Origin of the sequence: Lysobacter claricitrinus (assembly GCF_045866565.1) — a bacterium.
Taxonomy (GTDB): Bacteria; Pseudomonadota; Gammaproteobacteria; order Xanthomonadales; family Xanthomonadaceae; genus Cognatilysobacter; species Cognatilysobacter claricitrinus.
On sequence record NZ_BAAFZV010000002.1, the window covers coordinates 74,695 to 92,912 of the forward strand.

Below are 18,218 nucleotides of genomic sequence, written 5' to 3' on the forward strand. Positions count from 1 at the left end.
ATTCAGTACGTGTGCGACCAGGCCAGCATCAGGTCGGTGCGTGCGGTGCTGTGCGAGTTGCCCGGGATCTGCTCCGAGAGCGTCGGCACGAACGCGCGCATGTAGACGTCGACTTTGCGGTTGTCGACCACGACGATGATTGCCGGGTCATCGACGAGCGCGTTCTTGGGCAACTCGTTTTTCGGAACGCGATGAAGGATGCGTCGATCCTTGAAGATGCGGTCGAGGTCGATCGACGCCTTCAGCGGCGTACCGTCCAGCGACTGCCACGAGATCTCGACGGGGCCCGGGAATGTCCGGTCGACAATCTCGCCACCGCGCCAGGACGGCGGATCATTCACGGGATCGAGTGCGCGCGCGTCGTGTTCCTGCGACGACGCCACGTGCTCGTGCCCGTCATAGACGATCCTGCAGCTGCGCGTGTCATAGCAGTACGCACCGAACGTGTGGTGATCGAAGCGAAGCTCGGCGACTGGCGACGTCGCGGCGGCGTGGTCCGGTGAGGTATGGGGCATCGACTGACATCCTGTCGCAATGAGGCTGACGATCAAGCCCGCGAAAAGCGCGAGTTGACTCAAGACTGTCCGCGCGAGGGCGCGTTCGCTGGTCTTGCGGGCCGCGTGGATCGGTCGGCGCTGCATCCAATGTGCGACGTGCCGACCGCGCGCTTTGTGCAAGGGCCTATCCGGGCCGAAGGCTCGAAACATTCCGTGTTTCCATGGCGAGGCGCGCCTACGCTACGGCGCGCGACATGCCGCCGTCAACGTCACTCCTGCAGCTCCCGCAGCGTTGTCGACGGCGGCGCGTCGAGCACGCGCCGCGTGGCCCACAGGCCTGCGATCAGCGCGGCCAACGTGCCAATGACAGCACCGGCGATGGCCGGTTTGGCATCGAACTGCCACGGAAGATCGAATACGCGCGTCGCGATGACGCCGGAGAGCACCGACGCGGCGATCGCAGCGACGAGGCCCGACAGCAGGCCGATCGCGATGAACTCCGACGCCTGCGCGAGTCGCAGCTGTGCGCGCTTCGCACCGAGCACGCGCATCACGCCGCCTTCCAGCAGGCGCTCGTCCTGGCTCGCGGTCACGGCGGCCATCAGCACCAGCACGCCGGCGGCGAGCGAGAACCAGAACACCACCTGCACCACCGTCGACACCTGGTCGCCCGTTGCCCGCACCTGTGCGAGCACGGCGTCGACATCGATCACGGTGAGGTTGGGGAAGCGGTCGACGATGCGCGCAGTGAAGCGCGGCTGCGATGCGGGCACACGCACGGCGGTGATCCAGCTCGCGGAGTAGCCATCAAGCACATGTGGTGATGCGACGACGAAGAAGTTCGGCTTGAAACTTTCCCAGTCGACCTCGCGTAACGAGGTGATCCGCGCTTCGAACGGCTGCCCCGCGATGTCGAAGCCGACGCGATCACCGACCTTCCAGCCGAGACGGTCCGCAAAGCGCTTCTCCACCGACAACTCCGCTGCGCGCGGCGTGCCACGCCACCAGTGGCCGTCGACGATGCGGTTGCTCGACTCGGGCTTGTCCGCGACCGACAGATTGAACTCGCGTTCGGCGAAATGGCGCGCATCGTCGTCGGCATAGCGTTTCGGATCGACGGCAACACCGTTGCGGCTCACCAGGTGCGCGCGAATCATCGGGAACATGACGGGCGCTTCGAGGCCTTCTCCGTGCACGAACCCGCGCACGTCCGCGACCTGCTCGGGCTGCACGTTGATGATGAAACGGTTGGGCACATCGGTCGCCAGCGAGCGTTGCCAGCGGTCGAGCAGGTCGGTGCGCACGAACGTGAGCAGCAACAGCGCCATCAGGCCGAGGCCGAGCGCGCACACTTGCGCGACGCTGGTGCCCGAACGTCGGCTCACGTTCGCGAGCCCGTAACGCAACGGACCGCGCATGCGCGAACGCAGCGCGCGCACCGCGACGATCAACAATGCTGCGAGCAGCGCAAGCACCACGAGCGTGGCGACGACACCGACCAGCATCGCCACGCCGAGCGTCGCCGATCCCGCCTTCCACCACAGCAGCGCGCCGAGTGCGGCCATGCCGAGTGCACCGACCAGCCACGCGCTCGGCTCGGAGCCGTCGAGGTCGCGCCGCAGCACGCGCAAGGCGGGCACGCGACGCAGCGCGAGCACTGGCGGCGCGCCGAAGGCGAGCAGCACGACAAGACCGAGCAACAGGCCCTGCAGCGCTGGCATCCATCCCGCTGGCGGAATCGACAACCCGAGCCGCTGCGCAAGCCACAGCCCGATGCCCCATTGCATGACGAACGCGAGCACGACGCCGACCACGCTCGCGGCGACGCCGAGCAGCATCAGCTCGCCAACGTGGATCGCGACGATGCGTCGCTGCGAGGCGCCCAGGCAGCGCATGACGGCCGCGCCTGCGCGATGTCGCTCGCTGTGGCGTCGCGCGGCCATGGCGACGGCGACCGCTGCCAGCATCACCGACACCATCGCGGCAAGGCCGAGGAAACGCCCGGCGCGATCGAGCGCCGAGCGCACCTCCGGCCGCGCGCTGCCGATGGTGTCGAGTCGCTGCCCGCGGACGCGCGTCGACCTGGCGATGGCGGTGAAGCGCTCCACCGCACCCGCGTCGCCGGCAACGACGAGCTTGTACTCGACGCGGCTTCCCGGCTGCACGAGCCCCGTCCGCGGCAGGTCGGCCATCGCGATCAGCACGCGCGGCGCGATGTTGAACATGTCGGTGGACGCGTCGGGCTCCTGCGCAACGATCGCGCTGATCGGAAACGACGCATCGCCCAGCGCCACGACATCGCCGAGCTTCGCGTCGAGCGCCTGCGCGCCGTTGCGCGTCAGCCACGCGGTACCGGGCGCGGGCCCGTGCGTAGCTGTGGACTCGTGACCCTGCGCGTCGACCAGCCGGAAATCGCCGCGCAGCGGAAAGCCTTCGCCGAGCGCGCGCAGGTCCGCGAGCTTCAGCCGCTGCGCATCGCCTTCGCCGACCGACGCCATCGTCGTGAGTTCGCGCGTCTCGGTGGAGCGCAGGCCGGGTGCGCGCGCCGCTTCGAGCTGTCGCGCTGCCGGCGGATCGTCGCCGCGCAGCACGGCGTCGCCGCCGAGCAGGCGGTTCGCTTCGATCGCGAGCGCACGGTCCGCGCGATCGGTGACGAAGCCGACCGCCGTCACGGCGACCACCGCGAGCACGATCGCAGCGAGCAGGATGCGCACTTCGCCGGCGCGCAGGTCGCGACGGAGCTGGCGCCATGCGAGGACGAGCGCGGTCGGCATCATGCGGTCGCCGAATCGTCGACGAGGCGTCCCGCGTCCAGTCGCAGGCGGCGACTGCAGCGCGTGGCGAGCGCGTCGTCGTGCGTCACCAGCACCAGCGTGGTGCCGGCCTGTGCGTTGAGTTCGAACAGCAGTTCGATGATGGCCGCGCCCGTGTGCGTGTCGAGGTTGCCGGTGGGCTCGTCGGCGAACAGCAGGCCGGGGCGGGTGACGAACGCGCGCGCCAGTGCGACGCGTTGCTGCTCACCGCCGGAGAGTTGTCGCGGGTAGTGGCCGAGACGCTCGCCCAGGCCGACGCGCTGCAGGATCGCGCGCGCCGGCGTCTCGGCATCGCCATCGCCACGCAGTTCGAGCGGCAGCATCACGTTCTCGAGCGCGGTCAGCGAAGGCAGCAGCTGGAAGTTCTGGAATACGAAGCCGACCTTCTCGCCGCGGACGCGCGCGCGGCCGTCCTCGTCGAGTGTCGACAACGCCGTGCCATCCAGCAGCACGCGCCCCGACGACGGCACGTCGAGCCCGGCCAGCAACGACAGCAACGTGCTCTTGCCCGAGCCCGACGCGCCGACGACGGCGATGGTTTCGCCCGGCGCGATCGCGAAGCCGACGTCCTGCAGGATCACGAGATCCCCGGAGGGCAGGGGGACGTGCTTGCCCAGGCCCTCCGCAGCGAGCGCGGAGGGCGCGGTCCTTCGGCCGGGGTTCACGGTGGCGTCGAGCATCATGTCTCCAGTGAGGCCGGACGGTCGGCCGGAGGACTGCATGAGTTACGCATATGAAGGCATGAAGTCCCGTGTTCAACAGGGCCTTTGGTGGGTAGTACTTCTGTTCGCCCTCGCGGTGGTCGCGCCTGCGCAGGCGAAAACGCCGGTGCGCGCGCCGCCGACGACGAAGACCGTGCTGGTGATGGGCGACTCGCTGTCGGCGGGTTACGGCATCGCGGTGTCGCAGGGCTGGGTGTCGCTGCTCGGCCAGCGGCTGCGCTCCAGCGGCGGTGGCTGGTCGGTGGTCAACGCGAGCGTGAGCGGCGAGACGACGGCCGGCGGCCTGTCGCGCCTGCCCGCGGCGCTGGCGCGCGCGAAGCCGGCGGTGGTGGTGATCGAGCTCGGCGCGAACGACGGCCTGCGCGGCCTGCCGACGCGCGACATGCAGGCCAATCTCGATCGCATGGTGAAGCTGTCGAAGGCCTCGGGCGCGAAGGTGCTGCTTCTCGGCATGCGCATGCCGCCCAACCTCGGGCGTGCCTACACCGACAGCTTCGCGAACGCGTACACCACGGTCGCGACGTCGAATGGCGCGACGCTCGTGCCGTTCTTCCTCGAGCCGATCATGCTCGACCGCACCGCGTTCCAGCGCGACAACCTGCATCCCACCGCGGCGGTGCAGGGGCGGCTTCTCGACCATGTGTGGCCGTCGGTGCGGCCGATGCTGCGCTGACGCCGGTCGGGCCTACGCCACGCGGATTTCGACGTGGCCCACGCGCACGACCTGGCCGGCGCGGATCTTCGCGGTCTTGCGCAATTCCACGGCGCCGTCGACGTTCACGGCGCCGCTGGCGACGACCTGCTTGCCGGCGCCCCCGCTGTCGCAGAGCCCGACCAGCTTCAGCAGCTGGTTGAGCTCGACGAACTCGCCCTCGAGCGCGAAGTCGATCGTCTGCGTCATGCCGTCAGCGCTCGTTGACGCTGAAGCGTCCCGGGCCGAGAAGTGCGAGCGCGAGTGCGGACACGAGATACATCGCCTGCAGCTCCAGCGCCCAGCCGCCCTGGTCGTTGAACGAACCGATCTGGCCCATGTGCACCAGCAGCACGGCGACGACCATGTTGATGAAGACCAGCACCGCGCCAATGCGTGCGTGGAAGCCGGCGATCAGCATCAGCGGTCCGATAACCTCGCCGAGCAACACGCCGTAGCCGAGCGCGCCCGGAAGGCCATGCGCTTCGACCATGTGGACGATGCCGCCCATACCGCCGTTGAGCTTGGACAGGCCGTGGAAAAGGATCAGCACGCCGAGCGTGACGCGCAGCAACAGCTTGCCGATGTCGTGTTGGGTATTGGCGTTCATGGCATTCCCCTGTTCGAACGCGGCGAGCATAGACGCATCGCCGCATGGCTGTCTGCGCCGGCGGACGGCGAGGTTCGCATCGTGTGAACCGGGTAGCATCCCGGCTCGATTCCGGAGACCCGCGATGATCGCCTACACCACCATCGGCACCAACGACCTGCAACGCGCGGCCGCGTTCTACGACACGCTGCTCGCCCTGATCGGCGGCAAGCGCGAGATGGAGCAACCCGGCTACTTCATCGCCTACGGCAACGGCGGGCAGGGCGCCGGACTCGGCGTCACCGTGCCGTTCGACAAGAACGTCGCGACGGTGGGCAACGGCACGATGGTGGCGCTGGAAGCCAAGGATCGCGCGCAAGTCGATGCCGTGCATGCCAAGGCGCTGGAACTGGGCGGCAGCGACGAAGGCGCGCCCGGCGAGCGGTTTCCCGGCTTCTACGCCGCGTACTTCCGCGACCTCGACGGCAACAAGCTCAACATCTGCTACATGACGTTCGACCAGGGCGACCACGCGCCGGCGTAACCGTCCGGTCCCGCCACGAAGGCGTCGCACCCGCGGCGCCTTCGTCGTTTCCGGAGCCTGACCGCACGTCGACACGTGCGATGCGAGTCTCCATGCAGGAGGCGGCGATGCATACGAAGAAGCTGACGTTCGGCGAAGGGTTTCGCGTCGCGTTCGAAGTGCGGCGTGCGCAGTGCGCGGAAATGGTGCTGGCGCCCGGCGACACGGAAGGCGGCGACGACAACTACCACCGCGGCGCGGACCAGTGGCTTTACGTGGTGGACGGGCGCGGCGTCGCGACCGTGCAGGTCGACGGTCGCAAACGCCGCATCACGCTGGAACCGGGCCGGCTCGTCGTCATCGAAAAAGGCGAGCGCCACGAAGTGCGCAATACCGGCACGGCGCTGCTGCGCACGCTCAACTTCTACTACCCGCCCGCGTTCGCTCGCGACGGCGATCCGAAAGGCCCGGGCCGCAAGCGCGGCTGACGATCAGTCGATCGCGCCCTTCGCTTCCGACGCCGCGAGCATCTCGGGATGCTCGATGCGTCGCAGTCTGTGCAGCAGCGGATACGCGAGCACGGCGCCGAGGATGATCGCGACGCCGCCGTAGAACGCGGCGCTCAACTCGCGCTGCTCACCCAGCAGCAGGATCGCAAGGACGATCGCGTACACCGGCTCCAGGTTCACCGCGAGCTGCGCGGCGAACGCGCTCATGTGCCGCAACGCGACCAGCGACAGCGCGTACGGCACCAGCGTGCAACCGATCGACAGCGCGAGCAGCAGGCCGGTGTCGCGCAACGAGGGCAGGTCGAGCGCGAGGCCTTCGCCGGGCACCAGCCAGCCCATCAGTGGCGACAGTGCCGTGATCGCGACAGTGCCAGCGGCAAGTTCGATCGCGGTGACGGTGAGCGCGTCGCCATGTTCGACCAAGCGCTTGTTGAGCGATCCGAACAACGCGACCAGCAACGCCGACAGCGTGCCGACCGCAACGCCGGCGCGCATGCCGTGCGGAATGCCGCCGACGACCAGCGCGACACCCGGCAGCACCGCGACGCCGAGCAGGAAGTCGCGAGGCTGGAAGCGCGTGCGCGCGAGCCAGGGTTCGACCATCGCGGTGAACACGGTGCCGAGCGCGATGCACGTTGCGCCCACCGACGCATTCGACAACTTGATCGAGCCGTAGAACGTCAGCCAGTGCAGCGACACCAGAACGCCGATGCCACCGTACGCGGCGATCAGTCGTGCCGGCATCGCGCGCAGGCCGCGCCATACGCGTGGCACGCACGCAAGCACCGCGACCACGAACAACATGCGCCACCACACCAGCGGCAACGCACGCAGGCTGATCAGCTTGCCGAGGATGGCGGTGAAGCCCCACAGCGCCACGCAGGCGTGGATCTGGAGGAATGCGCGGCGGGTATCGGGTGTCGACATCGGGCCATTATCGACGGTGCGTGCAGCGATGCCGCGCCGTCGTCGTCACGGATTGCGTGGTCAACCGGCGTGTGCGCGCGCCTCGTCGATCACCCAGTCGACGAACGTGCGCGCCGCGGGGCGCAGGTGACGATGCGTCGGCACCACGATGTAGTACGCCCACCGCGCGGTGAGCGACGGGCCAGGCAGCTGCACGAGCCGCCCACTGGCGAGATAGGGCGCGACGATGTGTTCGCGTGCGAGCACCGCGCCCAGGCCGGTGGCCGACGCTTCCAGCGCGCCGGTGGAATCGGTGAAGCGGAAGCGCTCGTCCGGCGTGATGCCCAGAACCTTCGCCGCGCGGAACCAGTCGTGCCAGCCCTGCCGCGCGTTGTCGGCGACGAGCGGCAGGCTGGCGACGTCGCGCGCGGTTCTTGTTTCGGCGATGCCCGGCATCGTCGGCGCGGCGACCGGGAACAGGTGTTCGTCCATCAGCTTGGTCGCCTGCGCTCCGGGCCACTGGCCACCGCCGTGGCGGATGGCGAGGTCCGGGCCGCTGTCATCGAAGCGGGCGAGGGCGAAGCCGGTCTCGATGCTGAGGCGAATGCCCGGATGCATCGCGGCGAAGCGCGGCAGGCGCGGCATCAGCCAGGCGCAGGTGAAGGAGTGCAGCGTGGCGACGCGGACGATGTCGCGGTCTTCGCTGGATGTCTTGAGGCCGCGCAGAACGTCCTCGAGGTCGGCGAGCGAGCTGCTGGCGGCGTCGGCCAGCTGGCGGCCGGCGGCAGTGAGCGCGACGCCGCGTGCGTGGCGCTGGAAGAGCGGCAGCCCCAGCCGCGATTCCAGCTTGCGCACGTGGTGGCTTACCGCGCTCGCCGTGAGGTGCAACTCCTCGCCGGCATGGGCGAAGTTCTGGTGGCGCGCTGCCGATTCGAAGGCGGCCAGCGCTGACAGCCATTCCGCGCGTGTACTCATCGAGACCCAAGCCAGATTCGTGTCGGACCGCGAAAGTATGCGCTTGTGTGGCCTGCCGTCGCGCGGAAAATGGGCTGCGACACCAACCTGGCTCATGGCCGGCGGTCGCACGACGCGGATCGCGTCGACACCGCGCCCCGGCCCAAGCCCGTGCTTTCCGGAGGAAACGCCATGTCCGTCAATGCGTCCGCGGCACCGCTCGCGGCCCCGTCTGCCACCTCGTGGGTGACGCCACTGGAGATCGGCGTTCTCGGTGCGATCTGGGGTGCGTCGTTCCTCTTCATGCGCGTGGCCGCGCCCGAGTTCGGCCCCGCCGCGCTGGTCGAATTGCGGCTCGCGCTCGGTGCCGCCGTGCTGCTGCCGTTCCTGTGGAAGGCACGCGCATCGTTCCCGCTGCGCATGTGGCCGAAGCTGGCGCTGATCGGCGCGATCAACTCGGCGATCCCGTTCCTGCTGTTCGCATGGGGCGCCGAGCGCGCGCCGGCCGGCGTGGGCGCCATCTGCAACGCGATGACCGTGCTCTTCACCGCACTGGTCGGCGCGATGTTCTTCCGCGAGAAGATCGGCCTGGCGCGCAGCCTCACGCTCGCCACCGGTTTCGGCGGCGTGGTCGTCCTCGCGAGTGGCCGCATCGCCGGCGCCGACATCGGGCCCGCGGTGATGGCAGGCTCGGCCGCCGCGTTGCTGTACGGCATCGGCATCAATCTTGTGCGCCGCCATCTCACCGACCTGCCCGCCACCGCGGTCGCGCCGGCGACGCTGCTGTGCAGCGCGATCCTCGTCGCGCCGTTCGGCATCGCGCAGTGGCCGACGCGCATGCCGTCGGCGCATGCGTGGCTGTCCGTCGCGCTGCTCGGCGTGATGTGCACCGGCATCGCCTTCGTCATGTACTACCGCCTGATCGCGCGCATCGGTGCGGGTCGCGCGTCGACGGTGACGTACCTCGTGCCGCTGTTCGGCGTGGCGTGGGCGTGGATGCTGCTGGGCGAAGTGCCGACGGTGCGCATGGCGATCGCTGCCGCGCTGATCCTCGGCAGCGTGGCGATGAGCCAGCGGGCGAAGTGATGTCCGCATCGGCTGCGGGCTATCTGGCGTCGAACTACCGCACGACCGGGCAACTCGCCGCCGCCTGCGGTATCGACGCGGCGCTTCTCGAATCGCTCGTCGATGCGGGATTGTCGCCGCGCCCGTCGTATCGCGTGGACGACGGCGGCACGCTGGTGTCGGTGGTCTTCGGCGCCTTTGCCGGGACGGATGCAGCGCCGGGCGCATATTTCCATCCCGGTACCGCCGCGTGGGTACGACGTGCGTTGCGCGCCCGTCGTCGCCTGGACATCGATGCTACGCGTCGCGTTCTGCATCGCGGGTTCGTCAGGCGCTTCGCGGCGGCGCTGCGCGCGATCGATCGCGACATCGCGCGCCTGCACGATTACTTCGCCGACGACGCGTCGCCACTGCAGGCGGCGCTCGATGCCCGCTGCGAAATCGCATGGACCCATCTCATGGATGGCACGTTCGGTCTCTGCGTTACGGACTGCGCCCGCGTTGCCGGTATCGCGCGCAAGGAAATGCTGCAGGAGTTGCTGACGTGCCGCGCGGAACGCACCGTTGCAGCGCGCGACCGCGCGCCGCTGATCGTCATGATCGATGCGTACGCCGATGCGGCGATGCCGTTCGCGCCGCAGGAATATCCGTCCAGCAGCCGTCGTCGGCTGGTCGAGGACTTTGGTGCGATCGTGCGTTCAACGCCGGCGACTGAACTCGCCGGCTCCTGACGACCCGCCAGCGAGCCAACGCATTCACTCTTCACCATGGAGTTCTTCGATGGCGGCACACACGGACCTCGTCGCGCTGGCTTCGTCGCTCGGCGAGGCTTGGCGATCCACAGTCGTCGGCCGCGCCGCAGGTGCAAACTTGAAGATCGTGCGCATGGACGGCCGTGCCTACCCGGACGAGTCGCATTCGTTCGACGAAGCGCTGCTCGTGCTGGAGGGCCAGATGAACCTGCATATCGGCGGGGCGATCACCTGCGTGCGCGCCGGCGAGGTCTACATCGTCCCCGCCGACGTTGCGCATGCAGTCGCCGAAGGCAGCCACGGCACGCTGGTCATCATCGACCGCGACGCCTGATACCTCGTGGCAGCGGAGCCGCGGCTGGACTCGGATATCTCGCGGTGTGGTGTGGCCGAAACGCCGCCGCGATCGGTCGACGCAACGAGCCGCGAATCAGCGACGCAGAAGCCGCGAAATCATCGACATCGCCGCAGCGGGATTACGCTGCTTCGCGCCGCCGATGAAGTAGACGAAGACTTCGCGCTTGCCGAGCGTCGCCGCGGGCTCGACCAGGTGCGCGACGTCGTTTGGTTCTTCGCCGCGCGCCCATTCGCGCGCGCGCTCGAGCCACGTATCGAGTTCCGCGCCGTCGTAGCCTTCGGCGATGTCGACGCGCGAACGCATCAGCCGCAGATAGACGATGCGCCCGGTGACGTCGCCGAGCACCGGCATGTCCGGCGCGTCGGTGAACACCGTGCCCGCGCCGAAGCCGCGCGCGATGTCGACGTAGCGCGGATCGACAAAGCTCGGATGGCCGGGTTCGATGACGTGCCGCAACGGCCGGCCGTCGAGCGTACGCGGCAGCAGGTCGAGGAACGCGGCGAGGTCGTCGGCGTCGAACAGGCGACTCGGTGGCATGTGCCACAACACCGGGCCCAGGCGGTCACCGAGCTCGGCCAGGCCGCCGTTGAGGAACGCCCACGCGGCCTTGCCGCATTTCGCCAGCGGGCCGCGCTGGGTGATGTGCTGCGGCGCCTTGACCGAGAACACGAAACCTTCGGGCGTCTGCTCGCGCCACTGTGCGTACTCGGATGCGCGCCGCGCGCCGTAGAACGTGGTGTTGATCTCGACTGTCGAGAAACGGCGGCTCGCGTATTCCAGTTCGCGCCGCGTCACCAGCCCCTGCGGATAGAACGTGTGCCGCCACGGCGCGTAGGTCCAGCCGCCGATGCCGATTCGTACGCCGTCCACCGCCGGAACGCCGCTGCCGAATACGGTGGGTGCACCGGAGAGAAACGCGTTCGTCCGCGGCGACCGGTCCGACAGCAGGGTCTCGTGCGGCCGGCCAAGCATGGTCAGGCTCCCGCCGGGCCGTGGACGCGCGCGGGCTCGCGCACCGTCAGGCGACGGCGGCTCATGCGCGGCGGGCTCGGATAGCGGTACATCGGGATCGGCTCAGCTGTTCCAGTCGTCGTCGTTTTCGAATTCGATGAGCACATCGAGGTCGTAGGCCAGCGCTTCCACCGCGTCGCGCACGCGGCGCACGGTGTAGTCGTTCGGCGCTTCCACTTCGAGCTCGTGCACGCCCGGGCCCTGGTCGTCGGGCAGGCCGGCCGAACTCGAATCGGCGTCGTCCATGTGGGGCGTCAGGTCGGCCACTTCCTCGACGTGCTCGATGCCGTCGATGCTCGCCAGCAGGTTGCCGATGGCGCGGGCGTGGTGGTCGCTGCCTGTCACTCGCATACGCATCACGGGCATGGTCGGTACGTCCTTCGTTGGGGCGATTTCGAGGCTAGGCACGCACCGGCAAAGGCCGTGTGATGGATTCGCCGCATGCCTGAGCGGTTCATCGCGTGGACGCGCCCGCGGCGGCCCGCTAGATTCCGCGCAGGGGATCACTTCTTGTCTTGGGGACAACACAGATGCAGCGACTTTCGATCGACCATCCGCGTCGGGCCGTGCTGTGCTCGACGATCGCCGTCGTGCTCGCGCTCGGCGCCATGCCGCGCGCGCATGCGCAGGACGCGTCCGCCACGCCGACCGACGACACGCCGCGCCAGCTCGACAACGTCAGCGTGGTCGGCTCGCGCCGGATCCAGCGCTCGTCCGAAACCACCACGCCGGTGCCGGTCGACGTGTTGCCGATGCAGCGCCAGGTCGAGACCGGTGGGCAGTTCGATCTTGCCCAATCGCTGCAGTCGACCGTGCCGTCCTTCATCTCCACGCGCCAGACCGGTGCGGACGGCGCCGACCTGGTGGATGGCGCGTCGCTGCGCGGCCTGGGCTCGGACCAGACGCTCGTGCTAGTCAACGGCAAGCGCCACCACACGGTGTCGCTGGTGAACATCTACGGCGCGCGCAACCGCGGCAATACCGGCACCGATCTCAACTCCGTGCCGGTGATGGCGATCGACCGCATCGAAGTGCTGCGTGACGGCGCGGCGGCGCAGTACGGCTCCGACGCGATCGCCGGTGTCATGAACATCGCGCTCAAGCGCCGCGAAGGCTGCGAAAGCGTGTTCGGCTGGGGCCAGTACTCGCGCGGGGACGGTGAGAACTGGCTCGCGACCGCCTACTGCGGCATGAAGCTCGCCACCGGCGGCACGCTCGCGGTGACCGGCGAATGGCAGGACCGCGGCCGGTCCAACCGCGCGACCGAAGAGAACCCGCTGCGCATCATCGGCGACTCGCAGGTCATCAACCGCACGCTGTTCTTCAACGGCGACCAGCCGCTGGGCGACGCCGCCACGCTGTACTTCACCGCCGGCATCCAGAGCCGTGCCGCCTCGTCGGCTGCGTTCGCGCGTGGCGGCGTCGGCAGCGACGACATCCCGTCGCGCAACTCGCCCGACATGTACCCCGACGGCTTCGTGCCCTTCATCGACGGCGACATCGAGGATCGCTTCGGCATCCTGGGCCTGCGCGGCGATGCCGGCCTGTGGCACTGGGACCTGTCGCAGACGCACGGCTACAACGAGCTGCGCTACGACATCAACCACACGCTCAACGCGTCCATCGCGAACGCCGAGGCGATCGCGGGGCGGCCGGCAGTCAGCGCGTCGCGTTTCGATGCGGGTGGTTTCTCGTTCGAGCAGGGCACCACCAACCTCGACTTCTCGCGGTTCTACGACGGCGTGCTGGACGGCATGAACCTCGCGTTCGGCGCCGAGCATCGCCAGGAGCGCTACCGCATCCGCGCGGGCGAGCCGAATTCGTACATCGACGCGGACGGCGCGGGCGTCGGCGGCAATGCGGGCAGCCAGGGCTTCCCGGGCTTCCAGCCGGCCGACGTCACCAACCGCACCCGCTCCAGCGATGCGCTGTACGCCGACGTCGAGCTCGACCTCTCGCCGCGTTGGACCACCGACCTCGCCGTGCGCTGGGAAGACTTCAGCGACTTCGGCTCGACCGTCGACGGCAAGATCGCCGCCGCGTTCAAGGCCACCGACACGCTGCTGCTGCGCGGTTCGTACAGCACCGGTTTCCGTGCGCCGTCGCTGCAGCAGAAGTACTTCTCCTCGACCATCACCGACTTCATCAGCGGCGAGCCGGTGGACATCGTCATCGCGTCGAACGACAGCGCGCTGGCGCAGGCCGCGGGCATTCCGTCGCTGAAGGAAGAGAAGTCCAAGAGCGGCACGCTCGGCCTGACGTGGACGCCGTCGCGCGCGCTGTCGCTTACCGCCGACGCGTACCGCATCGACATCAACGACCGCATCATCCTCACCGGCGAGTTCGGCACGGACGACCCGAACATCGGTGCGATCCTCGCCGCGCGCGACGTCGGCGTGGCGCGCTTCTTCGTCAATGCGGTCGACACCAAGACCACCGGCCTGGACCTCACGCTGTCGCACCACGCGACGCTGTGGGGCGGCGCGCTCGACAGCTTCCTCGCGGCGAACTTCAACCGCACCGAAGTGACGAACGTGAACGCGCCGGCCCCGCTCGCCGGCCGTGAGGACACGCTGCTGCCGGAGCGTGATCGCCTGTTCGTCGAGAACGGCGCGCCGCGTCGCAAGGCGGTGCTCGGCTTCGACTGGACGCGTGCCCAGTGGAACGCGAACCTGAAGATCATCCACTTCGGCCCGCAGGAGCTCGGCACGTTCTCCGGCACCGAAGCCGGCGTCCCGAACCAGCACTACGACGCGAAGACTTCGGCCGACATCAGCGGCACGTATGCGTTCACGTCGCAGGCCAAGCTCACGCTCGGCGTGACCAACCTGTTCGACGTGTTCCCGACGCGGCAGGACCCGAACGAAACCGACAACGGCCACATCTACGAGAGCGTGCAGTTCGGCCTGAACGGCCGCGCCTACTTCGCCAGGTTCTGGTACGGGTTCTGACGGTCGATGTGACGTGATGTGAAAACGCCCGCGCGATGCGGGCGTTTTCTTTTGGGTCGGTGACGGTGCGTCAGGCGTTGTAGCTGTCGCGGCCCGCGCCGTGGTTCGGCGACGAGGTGGAGAACCCGCTGCCCGGCTGGCCCGGACCACTGCGTACCGCGCCGCCGCGGCCGAACGAGGCGAGGCCGTTGTCGATGTGGATGCGGTTCTCGACCTGGACCACGCCGCGCACGGCGTCGGCGATGTCCTCGGCGCGGTGCTTCATCCAGCGCTCGCGCACTTCGCCCGTCAGCAGCACACGGCCGTTGTCGACGCTGATGAGGATCTCGGAGGCGTCCAGCAGCTCGTCGTCGCGCAGCCGCTCGTTGAGCTCCTCCGCGATCAGCGAGTCCGACCGGGTGGCGTTCTTCGGGCCGCGACGCTCGTGCATGGCGCGCCGGGTGGACTCGTCGATCGCGCGACCTTCGGCGCGTTGCACATCGCGCTCGTAGCGCGGCTCCTCGGGGCCGCCGATCTCGGGCGGGCCGAACGAGCCATCGGCGCGGCCGGTGCCGGCCCAGCCGTGGTCGGTAACAGAGGGCATGTCCTCGTACAGGCGGGCGCCGGCGTCGCGGTTGGGGCCGTGCGGGGTGGGGTGGTTCATGTCGTGCTCCTGCGGTGTCCTGCCCGTGATGCTGGTCGCGCAGCCGTGACCGGTACGCCAACGTCGAGCGGCCGCGGCATGGCTGAACAGCCGGTTAGCTCAAGAAGCGACCTGCGTCGCCGATAGCTACGGGTGTCGAGTCCCCTGCGTCAGGAGCCACACGGATGTATCTGATCATCGGAGCCGTTGTCGTCATCGGCAGCGTGATCGGTGGCTTCACGATGGTGGGCGGAAAGCTGCTCGCGTTGTGGCACCTCAACGAAATCATCGTGATCCTCGGCTGCGCCGCGGGTTCATGGATGGTCGCCACGCCGATCAAGGTGATCAAGGCGTCGCTTGCCGGCGTCAAGGGCGTGATGAAGGGCCCGAAGTACAAGCGCGAGGACTACGTCGACCTACTCAAGCTCATCTACGAGCTGCTGGTGAAGATGCGTCGCGAAGGCATGATGGCGATCGAAGCGCACATCGAGCAGCCGCAGGACAGCTCGATCTTCCAGAAGTATCCGAAGGTTCTCGGTGACCACCACATCCTCGACTTCATCACCGACTGCCTGCGCCTGATCGTGGGCGGCAACATGGCGCCGCACGAACTCGAGTCGCTGCTCGAGTACGAACTCGAAACGCATCACCACGAGCTGCTCGAACCCGCGCATTCCATGCAGAAGGTGGGCGATGCGTTGCCGGGCTTCGGCATCGTGGCCGCGGTGCTCGGCATCATCAATACGATGTCGATCGTCGGCAGCGCCGCACCGGCCGAGATCGGCGAGAAGGTGGCGTCCGCGCTGGTCGGCACCTTCCTCGGCATCCTGGTGTCGTACGGCTTCGTCGGCCCGATCGCCAGCGCGATGGAAACCCGCGCGCACGAGGACGGCAAGGCGTTCGAAGTGGTCAAGATGGCGCTGATCGCGTCGCTGCGCGGCTATGCGCCGAGCGTCGCCATCGAGTTCGCGCGCAAGCTTCTTTTCTCCGACGTGCGCCCGACGTTCCAGGACCTAGAGGCCGACCTCAAGGCGGCCAAGGGCTGATCGATGTCGGCGCAACCCGCTCCCATCATCATCGTCCGGCGCCGCAAGAAAGGCGGTGGCGGACATCACGGCGGCTCGTGGAAGGTGGCCTACGCCGACTTCGTCACCGCGATGATGGCGTTCTTCATGGTGATGTGGCTGGTCGCGCAGATGCCGCAGGAGCAACTCGGCGGCATCGCGGATTACTTCAAGAATCCAAGCGCCGTGCGCGGCCGCACGAGCACGATGGTGCAGGGCAAGATGGGCCCCGGTGGCGCTGGCGATACGCCGATCAAGATGTTCCAGCAGGTGCGCAATCCGCCGGGTGCGGGTGCGGCGAAGATTCCGGGCCTGGGCAACGGCAAGAACGCCGACGCCGAAGCCGCGCGCAAAACACTCGAACAGGCCGACAAGAAGAAGCTCGAGATCCTCAAGCAGGACCTGCAGAAGGCGATCGGCCAGAGCCAGGCGCTCAAACCGTTCAAGGACCAGCTGCTGATCGACATCACGCCGGAAGGGCTGCGCATCCAGATCATCGACGCGCAGAACCGGCCGATGTTCGACTCCGGTTCGCCGGAGCTGAAGGGCTATACGAAGTCGCTGCTGGTGGAGCTGGCGCGTTACGTCGACCAGGTGCCGAACCGCGTCGCGATCAGCGGCCACACCGACACCGTGCGCTATGCCGCGAAGATCGGTTACAGCAACTGGGAACTGTCGGCCGATCGCGCGAATGCCGCGCGTCGTGCACTGATCGAAGGCGGAATGCGCGAGGAGAAGCTCGCGCGCGTGGTCGGCCTGTCATCGTCGGTGCCGTTCAATCGCAACGATCCGGCGGACCCGAAGAACCGGCGCATTTCGCTCGTCGTGCTGAGCCAGGAAGCCGAGCGCATTGCCGCCGAGAGCGACGAACCGCGCCTTGCGGGTGACGGCAAGCCGAACGATCCGCCGCCGGTGCCGCGTTCGATGGATGCCGGCCCGCTCGTGGTGCGCAAAGTGGTGGCGGCGTCGAACGTGACGCCCGACATCGTCGCGATGCCCGACGCAGCGACTGCGCATGCAGGCACGACAGCCGCGCGCGAGAAGACTGCGGATGGGGCTGCCGCGGCGGCGGAAGCCGCGCTGAAGATCGCGAACGGAAGCAAGGCGCAACCGGCGGCGCGAGCGAGCGTCGCGCCGCCGATGATCACGCGCTGACGTTTACTTCTTCGCTTCGCGTGCCGGCAGCGGCACGTTGCACAGGTCGATGTGGTGCGCCTGCACCTTGTAGAACGCGTCGCGACGATTGCGGCGCGATTCGACCAGCTCCTTGAACAGCGGCGCGTCGGTACGCATCAGTTCGACATTCGTGCGTTCCGCGGCCGGCACGTCGGCGGCGAGCCGGATCGACTGGATGCCCACGCGCTGTTCGGGCTTCTCGAAGAAGCCGAGCGCGCCGGTGCCGCGCGGAATCGTCGACAACCATTCCATGCCCTGCACGACGCGGCCGACCATCGACATGTTGCGGTCGAGCTGGCGCGGCGATTGCCCGGTCACGACGTAGAGCTCGGTCGCGTCGCTGGAATCGGCCTCGTTGTTGCGGCCCGCGCCCACGGCGCCATAGCAGTGCGCCATCCAGTACGTGCCGGCCTTCGGGTCATGGCCGACCGGCATGCCGCCGGCGAAACCGACCTGCGGCGCCCAGCCGTCGACGTCGGGCAGTCGCGTCCACGTCTTCGTCAGCGCGGCATCGCGGCTGGTGAACTCCGCCGGCAGCTTCGCCTTCGCACTACCGATCGGCTTGCGCTTGGCGGCGTCCTCTTCCGGGTCGCCCCATTGCACGACGAAGTTGTCCTGCGAACGCACGATGCTCAGGCCGTTCCAGTAGCCTTCCTTCGCGAACGTGCGCACGTTGCCGACGTGCTGCGGCGCGAACTGCGGCGCGAGCTCGATGACGACGCGATGGCCGTTCGCGAGGTCCATGTACAGCGTGTTCTGCGGATCGAGCGCGCGCCAGTCGGACGGCTTGGACGCGTCGATGATTTCCTGCATCGAGCGCACCTTCGCGGGCGCGGCGGCCCTGGGTGTCGCGGCCTGCGTGGCGAGCGCGCAGCAGGCGAGGGCGAGGGACAGCGAAAGGGCGAGCGGGCGCGACGTCGGCATGGCGGGTTCCCCGGTGTGGTCCGCCGATTCTGGGGCAGCGGCCGCTTCCGCTGCACGCCGCGCTGCAGCCGGCGGCGGGTGAGGCCGCCGG

At 68.6% G+C, this 18,218-nt stretch carries 20 protein-coding genes; 9 read left to right on the forward strand and 11 right to left on the reverse strand.

Annotation, left to right across the window (positions count from 1 at the left end; translation table 11 throughout):
- Positions 1–2: 2 nt before the first annotated feature.
- The 3 genes from ACKTTN_RS04980 to ACKTTN_RS04990 form a co-directional block, all read right to left on the reverse strand.
- Positions 3–515: a hypothetical protein gene (locus ACKTTN_RS04980; protein ID WP_407908788.1), complete on the reverse strand. Its 513-nt coding sequence runs from the start codon at positions 513–515 to the stop codon at positions 3–5.
- A 251-nt stretch (positions 516–766) separates the two neighbouring features.
- Complete coding sequence (locus ACKTTN_RS04985) at positions 767–3,271, reverse strand: ABC transporter permease (protein WP_407908789.1); 2,505 nt, start codon at positions 3,269–3,271, stop codon at positions 767–769.
- Positions 3,271–3,990: an ABC transporter ATP-binding protein gene (locus tag ACKTTN_RS04990; RefSeq protein ID WP_407908790.1), complete on the reverse strand. Its 720-nt coding sequence runs from the start codon at positions 3,988–3,990 to the stop codon at positions 3,271–3,273. Before ACKTTN_RS04990 ends, ACKTTN_RS04985 begins: the two co-directional genes overlap by 1 nt.
- 61 nt (positions 3,991–4,051) lie before the next feature.
- Here ACKTTN_RS04990 and ACKTTN_RS04995 point away from each other — a divergent pair, with 61 nt between their 5' ends.
- Positions 4,052–4,705 carry an arylesterase gene (locus ACKTTN_RS04995; protein ID WP_407910012.1) on the forward strand — a complete coding sequence of 218 codons (654 nt, stop codon included), beginning with the start codon at positions 4,052–4,054 and terminating at the stop codon, positions 4,703–4,705.
- Between the two features lie 12 nt (positions 4,706–4,717).
- Here the strand turns inward: ACKTTN_RS04995 and ACKTTN_RS05000 are convergent, their stop codons facing one another.
- Complete coding sequence (locus ACKTTN_RS05000) at positions 4,718–4,933, reverse strand: RNA-binding S4 domain-containing protein (protein ID WP_407908791.1); 216 nt, start codon at positions 4,931–4,933, stop codon at positions 4,718–4,720.
- A 4-nt stretch (positions 4,934–4,937) separates the two neighbouring features.
- The gene (locus ACKTTN_RS05005) at positions 4,938–5,333 is read right to left on the reverse strand and encodes a DoxX family protein (RefSeq protein ID WP_407908792.1); all 396 of its coding nucleotides are present in this window, start codon (positions 5,331–5,333) and stop codon (positions 4,938–4,940) included.
- 124 nt (positions 5,334–5,457) lie between these two features.
- Here ACKTTN_RS05005 and ACKTTN_RS05010 point away from each other — a divergent pair, with 124 nt between their 5' ends.
- Together ACKTTN_RS05010 and ACKTTN_RS05015 are read left to right on the forward strand one after the other, a co-directional pair.
- Positions 5,458–5,856, forward strand: coding sequence for a VOC family protein (locus ACKTTN_RS05010; protein WP_407908793.1), 399 nt, complete (start codon positions 5,458–5,460; stop codon positions 5,854–5,856).
- Positions 5,857–5,963: 107 nt separating this feature from the next.
- On the forward strand, positions 5,964–6,323 hold the full coding sequence (locus ACKTTN_RS05015; RefSeq protein ID WP_407908794.1) for a cupin domain-containing protein: 360 nt from the start codon (positions 5,964–5,966) through the stop codon (positions 6,321–6,323).
- Positions 6,324–6,326: 3 nt separating this feature from the next.
- Here ACKTTN_RS05015 and ACKTTN_RS05020 read toward each other — a convergent pair whose 3' ends face one another.
- Both ACKTTN_RS05020 and ACKTTN_RS05025 read right to left on the reverse strand, forming a co-directional pair.
- Positions 6,327–7,271 carry a DMT family transporter gene (locus ACKTTN_RS05020; protein WP_407908795.1) on the reverse strand — a complete coding sequence of 315 codons (945 nt, stop codon included), beginning with the start codon at positions 7,269–7,271 and terminating at the stop codon, positions 6,327–6,329.
- A gap of 60 nt (positions 7,272–7,331) precedes the next feature.
- Entirely contained in the window at positions 7,332–8,225 is an 894-nt protein-coding gene (locus tag ACKTTN_RS05025) for a LysR substrate-binding domain-containing protein (protein WP_407908796.1), read from the reverse strand.
- Positions 8,226–8,396: 171 nt separating this feature from the next.
- Between ACKTTN_RS05025 and ACKTTN_RS05030 the strand changes: the two genes are divergently transcribed.
- The 3 genes from ACKTTN_RS05030 to ACKTTN_RS05040 are packed head-to-tail and all read left to right on the forward strand — an operon-like array spanning position 8,397 to position 10,355.
- Positions 8,397–9,290 carry a DMT family transporter gene (locus tag ACKTTN_RS05030; protein WP_407908797.1) on the forward strand — a complete coding sequence of 298 codons (894 nt, stop codon included), beginning with the start codon at positions 8,397–8,399 and terminating at the stop codon, positions 9,288–9,290.
- Positions 9,290–10,000 carry a DUF6058 family natural product biosynthesis protein gene (locus ACKTTN_RS05035; protein WP_407908798.1) on the forward strand — a complete coding sequence of 237 codons (711 nt, stop codon included), beginning with the start codon at positions 9,290–9,292 and terminating at the stop codon, positions 9,998–10,000. Before ACKTTN_RS05030 ends, ACKTTN_RS05035 begins: the two co-directional genes overlap by 1 nt.
- Before the next feature lie 49 nt (positions 10,001–10,049).
- Positions 10,050–10,355, forward strand: a complete 306-nt coding sequence (locus ACKTTN_RS05040; protein ID WP_407908799.1) for a cupin domain-containing protein — start codon at positions 10,050–10,052, stop codon at positions 10,353–10,355.
- A 96-nt stretch (positions 10,356–10,451) separates the two neighbouring features.
- On the opposite strand, the gene ACKTTN_RS05045 is transcribed toward ACKTTN_RS05040, so the two are convergent.
- Both ACKTTN_RS05045 and ACKTTN_RS05050 read right to left on the reverse strand, forming a co-directional pair.
- The gene (locus ACKTTN_RS05045; RefSeq protein WP_407908800.1) at positions 10,452–11,351 is read right to left on the reverse strand and encodes a DUF72 domain-containing protein; all 900 of its coding nucleotides are present in this window, start codon (positions 11,349–11,351) and stop codon (positions 10,452–10,454) included.
- A gap of 102 nt (positions 11,352–11,453) precedes the next feature.
- The gene (locus tag ACKTTN_RS05050; RefSeq protein ID WP_407908801.1) at positions 11,454–11,756 is read right to left on the reverse strand and encodes a hypothetical protein; all 303 of its coding nucleotides are present in this window, start codon (positions 11,754–11,756) and stop codon (positions 11,454–11,456) included.
- 164 nt (positions 11,757–11,920) lie between these two features.
- On the opposite strand from ACKTTN_RS05050, the gene ACKTTN_RS05055 reads away from it, so the two are divergent.
- Positions 11,921–14,341 (forward strand): TonB-dependent receptor plug domain-containing protein, encoded by a 2,421-nt coding sequence (locus ACKTTN_RS05055; RefSeq protein ID WP_407908802.1) that lies wholly within the window; start codon positions 11,921–11,923, stop codon positions 14,339–14,341.
- A 70-nt stretch (positions 14,342–14,411) separates the two neighbouring features.
- Here the strand turns inward: ACKTTN_RS05055 and ACKTTN_RS05060 are convergent, their stop codons facing one another.
- Entirely contained in the window at positions 14,412–14,984 is a 573-nt protein-coding gene (locus tag ACKTTN_RS05060; RefSeq protein ID WP_407908803.1) for a BON domain-containing protein, read from the reverse strand.
- 164 nt (positions 14,985–15,148) lie between these two features.
- On the opposite strand from ACKTTN_RS05060, the gene motA reads away from it, so the two are divergent.
- The gene (motA, locus tag ACKTTN_RS05065) at positions 15,149–16,009 is read left to right on the forward strand and encodes a flagellar motor stator protein MotA (RefSeq protein WP_407908804.1); all 861 of its coding nucleotides are present in this window, start codon (positions 15,149–15,151) and stop codon (positions 16,007–16,009) included.
- 3 nt (positions 16,010–16,012) lie between these two features.
- Entirely contained in the window at positions 16,013–17,182 is a 1,170-nt protein-coding gene (motB, locus tag ACKTTN_RS05070; RefSeq protein ID WP_407908805.1) for a flagellar motor protein MotB, read from the forward strand.
- A 3-nt stretch (positions 17,183–17,185) separates the two neighbouring features.
- Here motB and ACKTTN_RS05075 read toward each other — a convergent pair whose 3' ends face one another.
- Entirely contained in the window at positions 17,186–18,127 is a 942-nt protein-coding gene (locus tag ACKTTN_RS05075) for a peptidylprolyl isomerase (protein WP_407908806.1), read from the reverse strand.
- Between the last annotated feature and the right edge of the window lie 91 nt (positions 18,128–18,218).

Excerpts from the sequence above, each read along its gene's own strand:
- ACKTTN_RS04980 (WP_407908788.1), bottom strand. The coding sequence starts at position 515 with ATGCCCCATACCTCACCGGACCACGCCGCCGCGACGTCGCCAGTCGCC.
- ACKTTN_RS04985 (WP_407908789.1), bottom strand. The coding sequence starts at position 3,271 with ATGCCGACCGCGCTCGTCCTCGCATGGCGCCAGCTCCGTCGCGACCTG.
- ACKTTN_RS04990 (WP_407908790.1), bottom strand. The coding sequence starts at position 3,990 with ATGCTCGACGCCACCGTGAACCCCGGCCGAAGGACCGCGCCCTCCGCG.
- ACKTTN_RS04995 (WP_407910012.1), top strand. The coding sequence starts at position 4,052 with ATGAAGTCCCGTGTTCAACAGGGCCTTTGGTGGGTAGTACTTCTGTTC.
- ACKTTN_RS05000 (WP_407908791.1), bottom strand. The coding sequence starts at position 4,933 with ATGACGCAGACGATCGACTTCGCGCTCGAGGGCGAGTTCGTCGAGCTC.
- ACKTTN_RS05005 (WP_407908792.1), bottom strand. The coding sequence starts at position 5,333 with ATGAACGCCAATACCCAACACGACATCGGCAAGCTGTTGCTGCGCGTC.
- ACKTTN_RS05010 (WP_407908793.1), top strand. The coding sequence starts at position 5,458 with ATGATCGCCTACACCACCATCGGCACCAACGACCTGCAACGCGCGGCC.
- ACKTTN_RS05015 (WP_407908794.1), top strand. The coding sequence starts at position 5,964 with ATGCATACGAAGAAGCTGACGTTCGGCGAAGGGTTTCGCGTCGCGTTC.
- ACKTTN_RS05020 (WP_407908795.1), bottom strand. The coding sequence starts at position 7,271 with ATGTCGACACCCGATACCCGCCGCGCATTCCTCCAGATCCACGCCTGC.
- ACKTTN_RS05025 (WP_407908796.1), bottom strand. The coding sequence starts at position 8,225 with ATGAGTACACGCGCGGAATGGCTGTCAGCGCTGGCCGCCTTCGAATCG.
- ACKTTN_RS05030 (WP_407908797.1), top strand. The coding sequence starts at position 8,397 with ATGTCCGTCAATGCGTCCGCGGCACCGCTCGCGGCCCCGTCTGCCACC.
- ACKTTN_RS05035 (WP_407908798.1), top strand. The coding sequence starts at position 9,290 with ATGTCCGCATCGGCTGCGGGCTATCTGGCGTCGAACTACCGCACGACC.
- ACKTTN_RS05040 (WP_407908799.1), top strand. The coding sequence starts at position 10,050 with ATGGCGGCACACACGGACCTCGTCGCGCTGGCTTCGTCGCTCGGCGAG.
- ACKTTN_RS05045 (WP_407908800.1), bottom strand. The coding sequence starts at position 11,351 with ATGCTTGGCCGGCCGCACGAGACCCTGCTGTCGGACCGGTCGCCGCGG.
- ACKTTN_RS05050 (WP_407908801.1), bottom strand. The coding sequence starts at position 11,756 with ATGCCCGTGATGCGTATGCGAGTGACAGGCAGCGACCACCACGCCCGC.
- ACKTTN_RS05055 (WP_407908802.1), top strand. The coding sequence starts at position 11,921 with ATGCAGCGACTTTCGATCGACCATCCGCGTCGGGCCGTGCTGTGCTCG.
- ACKTTN_RS05060 (WP_407908803.1), bottom strand. The coding sequence starts at position 14,984 with ATGAACCACCCCACCCCGCACGGCCCCAACCGCGACGCCGGCGCCCGC.
- motA (WP_407908804.1), top strand. The coding sequence starts at position 15,149 with ATGTATCTGATCATCGGAGCCGTTGTCGTCATCGGCAGCGTGATCGGT.
- motB (WP_407908805.1), top strand. The coding sequence starts at position 16,013 with ATGTCGGCGCAACCCGCTCCCATCATCATCGTCCGGCGCCGCAAGAAA.
- ACKTTN_RS05075 (WP_407908806.1), bottom strand. The coding sequence starts at position 18,127 with ATGCCGACGTCGCGCCCGCTCGCCCTTTCGCTGTCCCTCGCCCTCGCC.